Below are 15,733 nucleotides of genomic sequence, written 5' to 3' on the forward strand. Positions count from 1 at the left end.
CACAACGCACGCACGCGCTCACCCGACGAACAGCGCCAACAAATTCGTCAAGAAATAGGAGGAACATTTCGAGGTAAAGGCCCATTTAGACGTAGATATTTCCAAAACTAGATTATCTCTTGGAATATAGCAATTCTACGACTTTTGAGGTACAAATTATTGGGTTTAAGGGAGCAGGGAGCAGGGAGCAGGGAGCAGGGAGCAGGGAGCAGGGAGCAGGAAGCAGGGAGCAGGGAGCAGGGAGCAGGGAGCAGGGAGCAGGGAGCAGGTAATAGGTAAGAGTGAAGAGTGAAGAGGGCAAAAATAATGTGTACCTCATAGCTACGATAAACGCTATAAAAAGTACTAACTCTCTTCATCTAACTTGTTAAAGGTGCCCTTGACCTATTAATAATTAAATTTGCCACTGGCCGCGCATACTTGTTAAGTGTTAATTGACAAACTATTAACACTTAACAAGTTTTTTTTATTACCAATTATCCGAACATAATATAGCAATTCTATATCCCATAAGGTAAAACTTGATCACCCTAAATCTCTCACGGGGTGACAGTGAACCGAGAAAGCAGAGCCGGTAAGGGTTATAGCAGAGCAGGGCTGTTTAATTCTGGCTAAAAATAGATAGAGATAGGGAGATGGGGATAATTTTGAACGAATATTCGGAATTTTTTCAAAATTTATCGAACCATCCTCGAAGGCAGTTAACCAATTGTTAGTGATTGCAATTATTATTGCTGCGCTAATGCAATAGTTTTTTCGAAACTCTCAACTGAGGAGCTTTGACGAGGTGCTTTGACTAAAATGCGATTAGCCCGAAGGGCTACGCTACGCGATGCTCCTTTGGAGCCGCTACGCGAACGCACTACTACACCTAGTAATTAATACCTAAAATCTCATCCCTTGCATCTTCTCCAAAATTTTGTTACGATAACAGTATCGTTAACGCAATGGTTAACTCCCCATGATGATTTCTACCGCACAAGCCGCTGATTTACTTGGTGTTTCCGCCACTCGTGTCCGTTACCTTCTGAGCAAAGGCAGAGTTAAAGGAGCCTATAAAGTCGGTAGAACTTGGGTGATTCCTCTGTTTGATGGCATGCCAGTAGTCACTCCCGGCACTCGCGGTCCCAAGCGGAACTGGTCAAAGCGCAGAGAGTACACTAAGGCTGTGATTCATGTTAATCAAAGGGTAATTCGCAACAATCTCAAGACCGGGGAGCGCAACCCTGTGATTACCGTAAAACGAGGCTCTCAAAACACTTATGGTCATACCGTGGAAGTCAATGGACCATGTCGAGTGATGTATCGCCCCGATGATCCCCTCAAATGTGGAGCCAGGGTGTGGATTGAGACTATCTCTGATTTTCAAGTAATTTGATTTAGTAACAGTACCTGACTAGACACTACCTGATTAGACTAGGAAACGCTATACTCCAGAGAAACATCATCACTGGTATGGAAAAGATCAATTAAAGGATCAGGGAAGTCGGATGAAACGCTTTTATTTATATTCAAGTTTGTTGGTTGCTAGCTTATTCCTACTATTGCTTGGAGATGAGGGATTAGCACTTATTGTCAAAACCAATCGTCGATTGTCAGGTTTTTCTGTAGATAGCCGCAACTATATTTATCTGGAAAGTGCTAGAAACCATGTCACAAAGGTTCCTACTGCCAAAATTCAAATTATCGATGTAGCCACTAACGCTTGTGTCAAGAAAGGTTGTCTAGAAACTAACTATAACTACTCGGATTCCAATCTCACTCCTAAAGAGGCTGAAGAGAGTTTACTCAGGAAAACCCAAAGAATAAGACAGAGCTTAAGACTCAATCAATTAAAAGTAGGACTCAAACTGCCAATTATTGAGCGTTCCATTCAACCCAATGGCACAGAAACGGTTAAGGTCTTGGTTGATAAAGAAAAAGACCCACTAGAGATTCGTTTAGAACAAATTTATATTCCCTCAGTTTTGTCTGGAGGAATGTCTGATATAGACCGGGCTTCAATGCAGCTAGTCATTAATTACAATTATCGCCAACTGACCCTAGGTAAACTGAACAATTACCGTGAAGCTATCAGGAAATATTCCATCAGAGAAGTTCGCTTATCCCCCAATAGACAGAACATAGTTGTACTGATCAATCTCCACCAAGCCACCTATAACGCTGACTTTCAGACAACCTTTGTTCAAAGTTTTCCGATCTAAACTACTTTTGCCTTCTGCCTTTTGCTTTCTAACAGTTTAGTGGTGAAGCGTACCATCAGGCATAATTGCCCCACTGATAAACGTGTTGCTCAAGTCAACATCACTCAGGTCTACCCCAGTCAGTTTAGCATCCTTAAGTTGTGCCCCATGGAGATTAGCACCACTTAGGGTGGCCTTGGTTAAGTCAGCACCAATTAAATTTGCCCCTAACAGGTCAGCACCTGTCAAATTAGCCTCTGCCAAGTTTGCCTGACTCAGGTTTGCCCCCCAAAGGTCAGCTTGACTGAGATTAGCACCACTTAGATCAGCATGACTCAGGTCAACTCCTCCTAAGTTGGCTCCACTGAAATCTTTCCCTGACAGGGAAGCCACAGGCACAATGCAATATGCTCCCAACTTACTAGGGTCAAACCCTTCCGGAAATTGAGTAGTTTGGTTATAGAGCGATCGCTCAAATTTAGCATCTTCGAGATTAGCACAGCGCAGATCTGCACCAAGCAAATTTACCTTACTAAAGTTAGCTCCCCCCAGATCAGTCCCATTTAACTCTTGATCTGAAAATGATGCACCGGGGGCAATTAAGTAGGCTCCGTGTTGGCTGGGGTCAAACCCTTCTGGAAATCGAGTAGCTTGGTCGTAGAGCGCTCCGAGCAAATTGACTCCCTCCAGGTTAACCGAGTAAAGATCTGCCCCAAACAGGCTAACTTTACCCAAATCTGCCCTACTCAAGTCAGCTCCTCTGAGGTCAGCCCCCTGAAGATTTAGCCCACACAGAGACACATCCGGAGCAATTAGATATGCCCCATGGGCTGTGGGGTTAAAATTTTCAGGAAATTGAGTCTCTTCGTTATAAATTGCTCCTTTGAGGTTAACTGCTTCGAGATTAGTAGCGGAAAGATCTACTCCAAACAAGTGAATTGTCCTTAAATCTGCTCCTCTCAAATCCGCGCCACTAACTAAGCTCAACCATAAGTCCGCTCCCCGCAAATCCGCTTCCTGTAGATCAGCTTCTCGTAGATCCGCTTCCCAGAATTGAACTCCTCTTAAATTGGCTTTCCTTAAATTAGCTCTAAGCAAAGATATACCAAAAAAGTGACCCTGACTCAGGTCAACTTGGGATAAGTCTGCTTCACTTAAATCCACACCACTGAGATTTGACTCACTCAGGTTAGCCATTGCTAGAGATACACCAGGAGCAATTAAATGTCCTCCTGTCTTCACTGGGTCAAAATCTTCAGGAAACTGAGTGGTTTCGTCGTAGAGTATACCGCTCAGGGTTGCATTTATAAGCTTAGCACCCTTGAGGTTTGCCCCCATCAGATTGGACCGGGTTAAATTAGCTCCTGTTAAGTCAACATCCTGCAACTCAGCCCCAATTAAGCAAGCACGGGTTAGATTAGCTTCTTTGAGATCAGCACCTTTGAGGTTAGTTTTCCAGAGGTCAGCTCTGGTCAAATTAGCACCCATTAAATTGGTATCACTGAGATCTACCCCACTCAATTTAGCTTCTGTTAGTAATGCCTCGGGGGCAATTAAATAAGCTCCTGCCTTGGTAGGGTCAAAATTTGGGGGAAACTGAGTGGAAAAATTGTATAGTGTAGTATGGAGGTTAGTTAAGTCTAGAATAGCTTCGCTCAAGTCTGCCTGACCCAGATTAGCACCACATAGAACAGCTTGAGTTAAGTTAGCTTCCCTCAAATTAGCTCCCCATAGATCAGCACTACTGAGGTTAGTGCCAGTAAGAATTGCTTGACTGAGGTCGGCTCGCCATAAAACTACCCGTTCCAGATTTACCTGGCTGAGGTTGACTTGACTTAAGTCAGCTCCACTAAAATCTCTTTCCCCAAGAGAATATTGTGACTGAATTTCATCAGTATTCATATTTTGTACGATAGCTTTAATTTAAAAATCATCAAAATTATTTATTAGATAAAACCTCCGGTTCCCAATTCCAAATTACATACCCTTTATCGATATGAGTAATTACTATTTTATCGAGCTGATCAGCTACCTTAGACAAAATAGCGATAAGTTGTTCTTGAGTTTTTTCTAATCGTAAAAAACTGTAGTATTGACCATCAACGTTAATGGCTAATAAGCGTCTGCTTAAATGAGGTACGTTAATCCAGCAGATTTGGTAATCCTGACGGGATTTAATAATATGACTGGAGGATAATTCCAAATCCTGAAGGAGAGCAAAAGCAGGAACAGGGGAAGACCTCAGTTGAACTCCATTATTGTTTTGGGATTCAGGGTAAGAGTTCAGTTGGTTGACATTTACAGCCATCCCTGTAGTTTGAGCTACTCTATTGCGTTTAAACTCAATAACATTATTACTATCAACAACACCATGGGGTTGTTGAACAGCAAACGATTGAGTGTTAGGAGGAGTTAGTCTTTGATACCTGACCCAATCATCGGTCTGGGTAAGAGCTATTGCTGAAACATCTGGTTGGTATTCTGGAACATCTGGTTGCTCCTCTGGTTCCAATTCAGCTTGGTTCAGGGATTTGATCTCCTGGAGGCGTTGTCTGTTTTTTTCTCTGACTGATGCTTGGTATTTTTGCCATTGCCTTCCCACTTCAACAGTGCCAAGACCAGCTAACACACTCGCTAGGATGGCAACGCCAAGATAAGGAATTGCTAAATCCTTATGGTCTTCATGGAAGATGGGTTTAAGTTCGACGTTTAAAAACGGTTTAACTTCAACAACGATTGGTTTTGATTTGTTGAAAACAAACGGTAAGGTCAAACTGGAAAATATAGTGCTGGAGATAACTACAGCTGGTAGTAAGATATTAATTAAGGGGTAATTGGTCATCGGTCATCTTCAACCGCTGCAAGCAAGAAATAGGGTAAAAGGATGCAGCGCGGTTTTGGGAGAAACCCCTACTCGCGCTTTCCACCAAGAGATGAAGCTTGAATCTCCAACAAATGGAGCTTGACTCAAGCTTTACGATAGCGATGCAGCATAGGCATTTGGGGTCACCCCCATGAGCAACTGCACCAATAAGTGATCGGTTAAATTGTGGTAGTCTTGCTGGTTACTGAATTGGGCTATGTTGTTAGCAAATCGCCTCAAAACAGGTGATTAAATCTAGATCAGAATATTAGGTTATGTATTATAGCACTGAATAGAAAATATGGTATGTGGGGTTTGACCCACCAACTAATTTTAGCAGCGGTCTCCTATAAATTGTCAATTTAATTAACAATTTAATATTTCTTAATATATCTTCCAGAGGTGCGACCCAAGGCCGGGAAACCCGGCCATTGGAAAGCGCACCTTTGCAAGAGTCGTCAGCTTACGCCCTACACACATGGTGACCTTACCAGCACTGACCAAAACATTGCTGACTATGGTTTGGGATATCAAGTAGAGTTGGGTCAGTTACAAATTACCAATGACCCATTACGAATTACCGATTACTCTTAATCATTCCACAATTGGGGAAGGCTTTATTTTGCTCTAATTCTTTGCAAAACAGTAATCCCTAAGAGCAAAATGATACCCCCTGTGGTGGCATAGATCACCCTAGGAGTCATACCTTGCAGTTTCATCGCTAGCCAGTTAGACACTAAGGCAATGCCCCAAAGGATAAGGGCGACATAGCGCTGGGAAAAACCAAAGGCTAGCAAGCGGTGATGTAGGTGGTCCTTACCTGGGGTAGTTAGAGGGTTTTTACCATTGATCAACCGTCGCACAAATACCTGAGTAGTATCTAGGACTGGCAATAACAAAAATACTACTGGGGGGACTAGGGCAAATACCGTAGTCACTTTTAAAGACCCTAAAATGCTGCTGGCAGCTAGTACATAGCCGAAAAAGTACGCACCTGCATCTCCCATAATAATGTGGGAAGGATGGAAGTTATGGCGCAAAAACCCAAGAGCTGACCCTCCTAGGGCTGCCAGAAGCAATGTTGCTGCGGCACGACTGGGAAACTGAGCTGAAACCGCTAACAGGCTCATAGCAGTAATGAAGCTGACCCCTGCTGCTAAACCATCCATCCCATCCATCAGGTTAATGGCATTAGTAATACCCACAACCCATAGAACCGTAAGTAACATGGAGAGTTGGACATCAATCGGAGTCCCGAAGGTAGCTTTAATCCCAGCACCACTAGCCACTAACAGCAGGGCAGCAATAATTTGAACCGACAAGCGTACATAGGCAGGCAAACCAAATTGATCATCAATAAAGCCTACCAGTACCAGAACCGAGCCCCCCAGGAGAATAGTCAGCACTTGAGCTAACACCCCTTCGATGACAATCGGTCTAAGGAGGGTAGCTAGTACCAGGGCAGCTACCACTCCGGTATAGATAGCTAAGCCTCCTGCATTAGGTAAGGGTTCTTGGTTAAGCCGCCGCGCATTGGGTTGGTCAGCCCAACCAACCTCTAGAGCAAACGAGCGTAAAGTTGGCATCAAGCATCTAGTCACTGCCCATGCCAATCCGAAAGTTAATATGACTGCCAGCCAGCCACTTCCCCTAGGGTTGGCAATTCCGAGGGACTGTAGGAAGCTGTACACATCTATCTCCCAAGTCACGTCCACACTGCAAAATTGTAATCGCTATGGATAATATTAAGCTCATCTTGTTAATAAGGTACATGGGCAGAAGCACATCAGCAGGAAAAAGGGATTAGCACTGAAGGATTAGGGCTTTGGATTTTCCTCCTGAACTAACTCAATGTACTGACTATCGATCAGAAATGCTCCTCTAGAAAAGCGAACACCCCAGTATCCTCCTGGACGTCGGTCGAGGATTACTCCCTCTTCCCCAACTTTAATCACATCAGGAGGTCGTAACATCGGCATTGGTTCAGCAGTTTTGACGTAGCGTGGTAATGTAATTACTCTGACGCGATCGCCAACGTTAAAGTCTTGAGACATTGGTCAGTCAAAAAAGGTTAACAGGTTTAAGGTTGAAGGTTAACAGGTTGAATGTTGAAGGTTAACCTTCAACCTGTTAACCCTAGGGTGCTTGCCAAATACGCTGGTGGTATTTTTCCAAATCTTGATAGGGATCTGGGGTATTGTGATTATGCTGGTGAGAGTGGTGGTGGTGGTTATGCCCGTGGTGATGGTGGTGGGAGTGTCCGTTGTCAGCACCATTATCAATGGCTGCTAACCGGAACTTACACATCTCACAATTCATCTGCACTTGCCCCAACTGTGCCTCGATTTCTCGGTCCCTGAGCACAGATAGCAGCTGAGGCTGAATTCCCATTTCTGGTAAACAGGTCAAGGGAATCTCTGGATAAAGTTTCTGCTGCTGAGCTGTGATATCAAAAATCTTTTTTACTAAAGCCCCGGTAAATAGGAAGTAAGGAAGTACTATAATATGCTTAGGTTGGTATAGTCGGGCGCGACGGAAGCCTTCTTCTAATCGAGGATGGGTGATGCCAATAAAGCAGGTTTCCACAGTTTTATAGCCACTGCCTTCCCAGAGCATGCGAGCCATTTTGTAAACATCACCATTAGCATCAGGGTCACTAGACCCACGACCAACAAATAGAAGTACTGTGTCTTTTCTTAAGGGTAAAGGTTGTTTTGTTGAAAGTTCTAGATTGGAAGCTTGACCCTTCAACTGGCTAACAGCTAACTCTGGTTGGGGTTGGTCAAGTTTGGCAAGCCGTTGCCGCCATAAATCCAGAATTCCTGTAGTAATTCCAAAATGACGCCCGTAGTGAAACTTGACTTGGGGATATTTTGCTCTTGCCCGGTCTAACTCGTTAGTAACATCAAATTTATTGTGGCGAGCTGCAAACAGTAAAATCGGTAATACAGTCAGTTCTGTATAACCCTGCTGAACACAACTCTCTACTCCCTCTTGAATAGTTGGACCAGTCAGTTCTAAAAAACAAGGCACTACTGGTCGAGAATGGTTCAAGGTTTGATAGGTCTGGGCAAAATCAAGGAAAGTCTGACGCCCATCGGCGTCTCTAGTGCCGTGACCAACCATTAATAACGGGCGTTTTAGCGGTAGGGGAGATAGGGACAATGACTCATCTGTGACATCGATCTTCATACTTCATCCTTGATCATTCATAGCTCATACTTCTACGTCATACTTACATACTTATTACATACTTAATTTACTAAAGGGCATTTTAGTGGTAAGGAAGGTAAGGACAATAACTCAGGGGTAGCATCGATATTGCTCCTGAATACTTCATCCTTTATTATTAATACCTCATTTCTGTAATGGCTTAATCTCTTGATTACCGACCCTTTACCTTATTGCTTTAAGGTAGGGAAAGTATCCACGCCTTGTTGCCCCTATGCACCAATTTTCGAGAGCAATTCTAGAGAGAAAGCAGCAAGATCCAAAGGTTAAACGCCGATTGCATTTCTACGCTAGGGGTGAGCAGATCCCTCTAGTAGCACAGGGTGTTTGGGAGGTAGACGAGGGCCGAGTCCAGCTGAGTACCCTTTCCCCAGAAGGGGAGGAGATATGGTTGGGTTGGGCAGAGTCTTCTGCATTCTTTGGTAATTGGTTTTCTGTCCTGTCAACTTATCAGGCAATCGCCCTAACTGATGTCCGTCTCAAATGGTATTCTTTAGCGGAAATCAATAATTATCCCTATATAGCTCAAACTATCTTACCCCAACTAGTGCGTCGGATGCGACAGACAGAGATCCTGTTAGCAATCTCGGGTCAGCGCCGGGTTGAGGTACGCTTACAACATTTACTGTTGCTATTAAAACGGGAAGTTGGTGAGCCAGTACCAGATGGTATTCGGATCGGAATGCGTCTTACTCATCAGGATTTAGCCAATGCAATTGGAACGACGCGGGTTACAGTTACCCGACTGCTCAGCAAGTTCAAGAATGAGGGAGCCATTACTGTTGATAGCGTTCGCCACATTATCCTAAAGCACGACAGCTTTACAAATGTGGCAGATTGGTGATAGGATTCTCAGACTAACAGATATCTTGGGCTGAAACCAGAAAAGCGCGCCATAAAGTAAGTTAGCTATTCGGCTTATATTTTAGTTGCAGCCCCGATTAATTCCCCAAACCTACTCCCTAGGGGAGAGCGTCAGTGTGCGCTAGTTCAGCCCATCTATCTGGAATGCTGATCACTTGTGTTCTTCAGGAGTAAGAGGCCTGTCTCTCGAAGCGATTTCAATTCCACCAGCAAACGGTCAACGACCAGCACGATTGGTCGTAGCGTTACACGGTTGGGGTGCTAATGCTCAAGCTGTGGCATCTCTAGTGCCATCGTTAAACTTGCCCAACACCCAATTTTTAATTCCCGATGCTCCTTTTAGTCACCCTCAGGTAACTGGTGGCAGAATGTGGTACGACTTGGCAAGAGACGACTATCGGGGATTAGAAGAAAGCGAAGAGCGCTTGAGCTACTGGCTCAATTCTCTCCAAGGTTTTACAGGTATTCCCCTGTCCTCCACAATTTTGTGTGGCTTTTCTCAAGGTGGGGCAATGGCTCTAGATGTAGGGTTAACCTTACCCCTGGCAGGTTTAGCCTCCTTGAGTGGCTATATGCATCGAACCCCTCAAAAGCTTGATTCATCGTTGCCGTCCATTTTAATTGTGCATGGTAGACAAGATACGGTTGTTCCTTTAAGTGCTGCTCACCGGTTACGAGATTATTTACTCAATTTGGGAGCAGCAGTGCAGTACAGAGAATTAGATATGGGTCATGAGATTTCATTAGAGCTTTTAGAATTGCTCCGGGAATTTGTTTTATTCAATAGATAAAACAGAGATGGTCAGATCAAATCCGGTTGAATAACCATACTTCCTGGTGAGTAGAGCAGGGGGAACAGGGGAGCTTCGGGTGCAGGGGGAGAAAGATAATGTTCTGGATATCGTAACTGTGGGCAATTATCCGGATTTGATATCAGTATCCTAACTTATCTGGAATCCCTTTAAAATAGAAATAACATTATCAAAAGCATTAATTGGATAGAAAACCTCAAACAACTATAGGGCTCCTAAATTAATTTAATTGTGATAATTTTTGAGGCGATATTCCCTACTCCCGTCTTGATGCAGTCGCTCATGGGGGTTTCCCCCAAGACCGCGCTGCATCGCTACTCCCTACTCCCTACTCCCTACTCCCTGTTCCCTGTTCCCTGTTCCCTGTTCCCTGTTCCCTTTGCTATATGACTGTAGTTAATATACCTGTTGAAACAAGTCCCATAGTGTTGAAAATTCCGACTGCACTGGAGATAAATGATGACCTGTTCTTTGAATTTTGTCAGATTAACCGGGACTTACGGATTGAACGGACATCAGAGGGAGAAATAATTATTATGTCCCCAACTGGGAGTGAAACAGGGGGAAGAAATTTTGATCTAATCTACCATTTTGCTAAATGGGTGAAGCAAGATGGCACAGGTAAAGGTTTTGATTCATCCACTGGCTTCAAACTTCCCAATGGTGCTAATCGTTCCCCTGATGTGGCATGGGTAAAACTGGAAAGATGGCAAAGGTTGACCAGGAAACAAAAACGACAATTTGCGCCTATCTGCCCCGATTTTGTGATTGAGCTATGTTCCCCCAATGACCGGGTAGAGGACCTCAAAAATAAAATGGAAGAATATATAGAAAATGGGGCAAGACTGGGCTGGTTGATTGACCCTGATCATCGCCAGGTTTATATTTATCGCCCTGGTGCATTAGTTGAGCAGCTAGACAATCCTACCACCGTTAGTGGTGAATCGGTTTTACCTGGTTTTGTGCTGACGATGGCGGAAATTTGGCAAGGGTGAGTTGAGATAAATTCTAAAAACTTGTGTTTAGTTCCCTTGTATGTGCTCAATTGTAGTTGCTCAAACCCTTGCTGTTAAAGCTTCCCCATTCCCAGTTGCCTGGTCTGATCAGTAATTCAGAGGCACAATAGTGGTGCTCAAACCATAACTACTGAGTAATTTCAGAACCCGATCAATATTTTCGAGGGTTGTGAACAATCCCGCTTGCATGACAGTTCTTCCTTCAAAGGAGGTCAGAAAAGAATCGGGAATTAGCGATCGCATTAAATCTTGTTGCTGCTCACTCTCAGCATTTACCAAAATCCGGTAACCCTGACTGGGTAGAGCTGAAGTAGGATTATTTCCTTGAGGTCCCCTTTGTTCCGAGTTTGATTGGGTACTGGTAGAAAACACTGGAATTGAGCTACCTGAATTAGAGCTAGCACTAGTATTTTGATCACTAGTATTTTGATTAACCGGTGTACTGATCTGACTAGACATTGACATCATAACGTTAACCTCCTCAGTCGAGGCTGGTACCGGTGTTGGTTTTGAGCTATCACTTGACGCATCAATCACGTCCTGTGAGGGTGAAGCCGGAGTAAAACGGCTAGAATCCTCTCCTGGTTTGGCTGGAGATGTTGGTTCCTCAAAAGATGACTGCTCTTGGTTTTGAATAACTTTCAGAGTCAGGGGTGTCAGGGGTTCAGAATGTGAACGTTGAGTCCTAGCATCAGAAGGCTGTTGGGTTTCAGAGGTTTGCTGACTCTCAGTTTGGGACCTTGCTGCTGGTCTAGAAGATTCAGTACTTGCAGAATTATCTAGAGCTGCGTCTTTGCCGATGTTATCAGTCGAGGTAGATGCCTGAGGCTCCAAACTCGATGGAACAGGAAATGAAGCTGCTGAGACCTGAGCAGATGTAGATTCCTGTGTAGGTTCCTTTTCGGCAGGCGGTTGAGATGGGACGACTTGACTGGGGGTGGTTGGATTCTCCTGAGAATTAGGCGTAGTCTTCTGTGAGTGATTAGAGTTCTCTGCCATAACAACAGCTTGGTTGTCAGAAGCATCAGAAGTACTAGCTGGTTTACTAACAGCTGGTGTTTCAAGCTTCGACTCTTGAATGATATCCTTTTCAGTCTCCCCTGAATTAACCTCACTGTTAGTTTCCTTTTGTAGCTGATTACCAAAAGCAATCAGAGTAGGCTCAGACTCTTGATTGTTAATGTCAAACCGGCCATTGCCTCGAAATATATTCTTTAATTTATTGTTTAATGTATTGTTTGTTGATTCTGGTGAATTTCCCCAATCCGGATTAGCTCCGACCTTGAGGACTAATCCATCCAGTTGGGAATTTTCAATCAGGTTATTCTGGAAAAATGGTTGAGCATTGGTTTCAACCACTACCCCATTTATATTGCCAGTGATAAGATTATTAACAATATGGGGTGCAACGTTTTCCGCAATCAGAATTCCTAAGTCATTATTTTCAAATACATTGTCATCCACTTGAGTGTTTGAGGTTCCGTAAATGCTGAGCCCATTTCCTTGATTCTTGTAGAAGTAGTTACTGCGAATTGTTGGTGTACTATTTCCCTCCACAGCAATCCCACTTTTGGTATTCCCAGTTAAGGTATTGTCTTCCACTAAAACCGAACCGACTTCCAGCCACAAACCATAACCTTCTGGATTAGTATTGTTAAGGGTCACGCCAGAAATAATCGTTTGGTCAGCACCTACGATTACGACATCGTGACTAGCAGCCGTGGCACTAACAAAGGTACCACCGCCGCGAATAACGACATCGTGACCTCTAGTGCGGGGGTTGCCCTGTAGCTTTATACCGGGTTTCAGAAGTAGAGGGAAGGTTTCACCCATCTCACTGCTGTAGATACCGCTAGAGAGTACAATCACAGTATTGGGCTGGGCAGCTTGTAGCGCCTGAGTGATAGTTTTCAAAGGTGAATCCTGGGTGCCATCACCACTAGTGTCGTTGCCGGTAACTGGGTTTACAAACAAAAATTTTCTTTCTATGGTATGATCCAGGTTTCTTGCCCTAACATCCTGAGTTGATTGGGCTAAAGCCGTGGTTCCTCCTAATCCTAGTGGCACCATTCTTGAAGGGATAGCTTGGCTGAAGATGCTAAAGGTTAATCCCAGCAAAATTGTTTTCACTGGTAACCCAAGATCAAAGCGTCTAGGCTGATGTTGATGATGCTGGTGATGGCAGTGGGAATGAGCGGAAATAGGTAATTCTATAGTGTTAATTCTGATCAAACTCATGGCTGTTATCCGAGGGTACGATGTTGAGGAATATGACCGAAAGTTCTAAGGGCGCAACGCCCCACCGATTCTATCCATGGGGTTAGCCCGCAGGGAATTTATTCCCTAACTGTCCTGGAACTTTTAACTCTAGATTGTAGTCTATAATAGTAAGCAAACTTAAAAACCAAGGAGGTGATTTTTAGGTGTTAGTAATGGAGTTCAAAGCTATTCTGAAAGAACCGCAAAAAGTGGCTATAAACGAAGCTATAAGGACAGCCAGGTTTGTCCGAAACAAGGTGCTGCGTTTTTGGATGGATAATCACGGAATTGGCAAAAAAGAACTATACCGTTATAACACCCAGCTAAGAGATGAGTTTGAATTTGTAAAAGACCTTAATAGTCATGCTTGTCAGGCATCAGTCGAAAATATAGAACGAGCAATTAAAAGGTTTTTTGACAACTGCAAAAATAAAAACCCAGGAAAGAAAGGTTACCCAAAATTTAAAAAACATTCTCGCTCTGTTGAATACAAGCAGTCTGGATGGAAGCTATCACCAGACAAAAAGTCTATCAAGTTCACAGATAAAAAGGGTATCGGGAAGGTTAAACTCAAGGGGACCTGGGACTTATGGCGTTTTGACCATAAATTGATTAAGCGGGTTCGCCTTGTCAAAAAGGCTGATGGTTATTATGTTCAATTTTGCGTCAAAGTAGATAATTCAGAGCAATTAGAAGCTACTGGTTTTACTGTCGGGCTAGATGTAGGTTTAAAAGAGTTTTATACAGACTCTGATGGTTGCTCCGAACCTAATCCTAGATTCTATAGAAAAAGCGAAAAGCGATTAAAGTTTTATCAACGTCGAGTTTCCCGAAAAAAGAAAGGCAAGGCCGTAGGCCACGCTTCGCGAACATCTAACCGTAAAAAGGCCATTAACAAACTAGGCAGGACTCACCTTAGAATAAGTAGGCAGCGTGAAGAGCACGCCAGTGTGATTCGTTGGTCAGAAACCCAACACTGGGGGGATTGGCCACAAGGTTTACACCTTGATAACTTGAATTCCATGTTGGTGAGAATCCAACCCTCAAGAAATCTGAGTGACATCCCTACCCCTAGGTACTGAGAAATAACAAACTCTAACCTAAAGCGGGGTCGAACAGCGAAACCCTATAAGCCTAAATATGGGACTAGTAGCAGGAAAAATGCTCAAGAGTACCGAAAGGGAAGATACATACGAACCATCGTAATCTTCAGCCAGCGCAATAAGGCTAGAAACGCTGGAAACAAATAAGTAACGAAGTACATAGAATCACAAGGATTGGCGTCCAGGTGATGATTTCTCTAAGAGACTTCCGGTGGATAGTATCACTCTAAAAGCATAGAAAATGGAATTACAGGAACGAAGTAACCGCGTAGATGCTCTTAGGAAAAGGTCGATTTCCTAAGTAGGTAGTTAGCCGCAAGGTCTACGACGGAAAGATAGAGTCAGAAGCTAAGGCCATTATGTAACGTAATGGATACGCCAACAGACTCACGTAATAGGAAAAGATATGGTTGTAAGTAGTAATGAATATATCCAAAACTCTGAAACAAGAGTCGGAATGGAATAAAGTAAACTGGCGAAAGCTAGAAATTACAGTATTTAAGTTACAAAAGCGAATATATCAAGCCTCAGAACGTGGAAATGTTCGCGTGGTAAGACGGTTACAAAAAACCTTAATGAGTTCCTGGTCAGCAAAAATGCTCGCAGTCAGAAAGGTAACCCAACAAAATAAAGGGAAAAGAACTGCTGGAATAGATGGTCAAAAAGCCCTAACAGGGAAACAAAGACTAAAACTAGCAGAAAACCTTAGGAAATACAAACGACCACAACCCACACGTAGAGTATGGATTGAAAAACCTGGTCGAAAAGAAAAACGCCCACTCGGAATACCTACCATATACGACAGAGCACTACAAGCACTAACCAAACAGGCACGCTTAACCTGAATGGGAAGCTCGCTTTGAAACCAATTCATACGGTTTCAGACCAGGAAGGTCATGTCATGATGCAATCGAAGCAATATTCGACAGTATTCGTAAAAAGCCCAAATGGGTTCTGGACACTGATATATCGAAATGTTTCGACAAAATCAACCATGAAAAACTACTCACAAAACTAAATACCTTCCCCACTATGAAGCGATTAATCAAAGGATGGTTAAAAGCCGGAGTAATAGACGAAGGAACACTTTCCTCTACAAACGAGGGCACTCCACAGGGAGGAATAATATCACCCCTACTGGCAAACATAGCCCTCCACGGAATGGAAGAGACTATAAAAGAATACGCAGAAAATCTATCCTATAAAGAAACCCAAATAAAAGGGAAAAGGGATAGAAGAAGAAGTATCAGTCTCATAAGGTATGCAGACGACTTCGTCAGTGCGACCTGAAAGTCGCACGGGAGAGTGGGAGATTCCAGAAGAACTCCCCAGGTAAGTGTCCAAATGCCTGTGTCCATTCTCTCACGGCTTCCGAAGTAATTCAGGAGTCGCACAGCGAGAG

14 protein-coding genes and 2 pseudogenes are annotated in these 15,733 nt (G+C 43.6%); 9 read left to right on the forward strand and 7 right to left on the reverse strand.

The genetic code is table 11. The features are described from left to right. Positions 1-112 precede the first annotated feature (112 nt). Positions 113-319: a hypothetical protein gene (locus tag F6K52_RS18325; protein ID WP_293080499.1), complete on the reverse strand. Its 207-nt coding sequence runs from the start codon at positions 317-319 to the stop codon at positions 113-115. A gap of 642 nt (positions 320-961) precedes the next feature. Here F6K52_RS18325 and F6K52_RS18330 point away from each other — a divergent pair. Together F6K52_RS18330 and F6K52_RS18335 are read left to right on the forward strand one after the other, a co-directional pair. Continuing rightward, positions 962-1,378: a helix-turn-helix domain-containing protein gene (locus F6K52_RS18330; protein ID WP_293080503.1), complete on the forward strand. Its 417-nt coding sequence runs from the start codon at positions 962-964 to the stop codon at positions 1,376-1,378. A gap of 112 nt (positions 1,379-1,490) precedes the next feature. After that, positions 1,491-2,204, forward strand: coding sequence for a DUF2259 domain-containing protein (locus tag F6K52_RS18335; protein WP_293080507.1), 714 nt, complete (start codon positions 1,491-1,493; stop codon positions 2,202-2,204). A 36-nt stretch (positions 2,205-2,240) separates the two neighbouring features. On the opposite strand, the gene F6K52_RS18340 is transcribed toward F6K52_RS18335, so the two are convergent. After that, complete coding sequence (locus tag F6K52_RS18340) at positions 2,241-4,085, reverse strand: pentapeptide repeat-containing protein (protein ID WP_293080512.1); 1,845 nt, start codon at positions 4,083-4,085, stop codon at positions 2,241-2,243. A gap of 37 nt (positions 4,086-4,122) precedes the next feature. Next, complete coding sequence (locus F6K52_RS18345; protein WP_293080516.1) at positions 4,123-5,025, reverse strand: TetR family transcriptional regulator; 903 nt, start codon at positions 5,023-5,025, stop codon at positions 4,123-4,125. A gap of 423 nt (positions 5,026-5,448) precedes the next feature. Here F6K52_RS18345 and F6K52_RS18350 point away from each other — a divergent pair, with 423 nt between their 5' ends. After that, positions 5,449-5,640, forward strand: a complete 192-nt coding sequence (locus F6K52_RS18350; protein WP_293080521.1) for a hypothetical protein — start codon at positions 5,449-5,451, stop codon at positions 5,638-5,640. Between the two features lie 23 nt (positions 5,641-5,663). On the opposite strand, the gene F6K52_RS18355 is transcribed toward F6K52_RS18350, so the two are convergent. From F6K52_RS18355 to F6K52_RS18365, 3 genes are all read right to left on the reverse strand, one after another. Continuing rightward, on the reverse strand, positions 5,664-6,632 hold the full coding sequence (locus F6K52_RS18355) for an MraY family glycosyltransferase (protein ID WP_293080525.1): 969 nt from the start codon (positions 6,630-6,632) through the stop codon (positions 5,664-5,666). A 231-nt stretch (positions 6,633-6,863) separates the two neighbouring features. Then, positions 6,864-7,100 (reverse strand): regulatory protein SipA, encoded by a 237-nt coding sequence (gene sipA, locus F6K52_RS18360; RefSeq protein WP_293080530.1) that lies wholly within the window; start codon positions 7,098-7,100, stop codon positions 6,864-6,866. Positions 7,101-7,182: 82 nt separating this feature from the next. Then, positions 7,183-8,238, reverse strand: a complete 1,056-nt coding sequence (locus F6K52_RS18365) for a sirohydrochlorin chelatase (RefSeq protein WP_293080534.1) — start codon at positions 8,236-8,238, stop codon at positions 7,183-7,185. A gap of 253 nt (positions 8,239-8,491) precedes the next feature. On the opposite strand from F6K52_RS18365, the gene F6K52_RS18370 reads away from it, so the two are divergent. From F6K52_RS18370 to F6K52_RS18385, 4 genes are all read left to right on the forward strand, one after another. Continuing rightward, the gene (locus F6K52_RS18370; protein ID WP_293080538.1) at positions 8,492-9,121 is read left to right on the forward strand and encodes a Crp/Fnr family transcriptional regulator; all 630 of its coding nucleotides are present in this window, start codon (positions 8,492-8,494) and stop codon (positions 9,119-9,121) included. Between the two features lie 199 nt (positions 9,122-9,320). Continuing rightward, on the forward strand, positions 9,321-9,932 hold the full coding sequence (locus F6K52_RS18375) for an alpha/beta hydrolase (protein WP_293080552.1): 612 nt from the start codon (positions 9,321-9,323) through the stop codon (positions 9,930-9,932). Positions 9,933-10,184: 252 nt separating this feature from the next. Beyond that, a complete protein-coding gene (locus F6K52_RS18380) occupies positions 10,185-10,343 on the forward strand; it encodes a hypothetical protein (protein WP_293080541.1) in 159 nt (52 codons plus the stop codon). After that, complete coding sequence (locus F6K52_RS18385; protein WP_293080543.1) at positions 10,340-10,948, forward strand: Uma2 family endonuclease; 609 nt, start codon at positions 10,340-10,342, stop codon at positions 10,946-10,948. Before F6K52_RS18380 ends, F6K52_RS18385 begins: the two co-directional genes overlap by 4 nt. Positions 10,949-11,056: 108 nt before the next feature. Here F6K52_RS18385 and F6K52_RS18390 read toward each other — a convergent pair whose 3' ends face one another. Continuing rightward, entirely contained in the window at positions 11,057-13,207 is a 2,151-nt protein-coding gene (locus tag F6K52_RS18390) for a DUF1565 domain-containing protein (protein WP_293080546.1), read from the reverse strand. Positions 13,208-13,401: 194 nt separating this feature from the next. On the opposite strand from F6K52_RS18390, the pseudogene F6K52_RS18395 reads away from it, so the two are divergent. Together F6K52_RS18395 and F6K52_RS18400 are read left to right on the forward strand one after the other, a co-directional pair. Then, positions 13,402-14,175: pseudogene (locus tag F6K52_RS18395) on the forward strand (transposase); the annotation flags it as partial. A 578-nt stretch (positions 14,176-14,753) separates the two neighbouring features. Continuing rightward, positions 14,754-15,609 (forward strand): annotated as a pseudogene (locus tag F6K52_RS18400) (reverse transcriptase domain-containing protein); the annotation flags it as partial. Between the last annotated feature and the right edge of the window lie 124 nt (positions 15,610-15,733).

This window comes from Moorena sp. SIO3H5 (genome assembly GCF_010692395.1).
Classification (GTDB): Bacteria; Cyanobacteriota; Cyanobacteriia; order Cyanobacteriales; family Coleofasciculaceae; genus Moorena.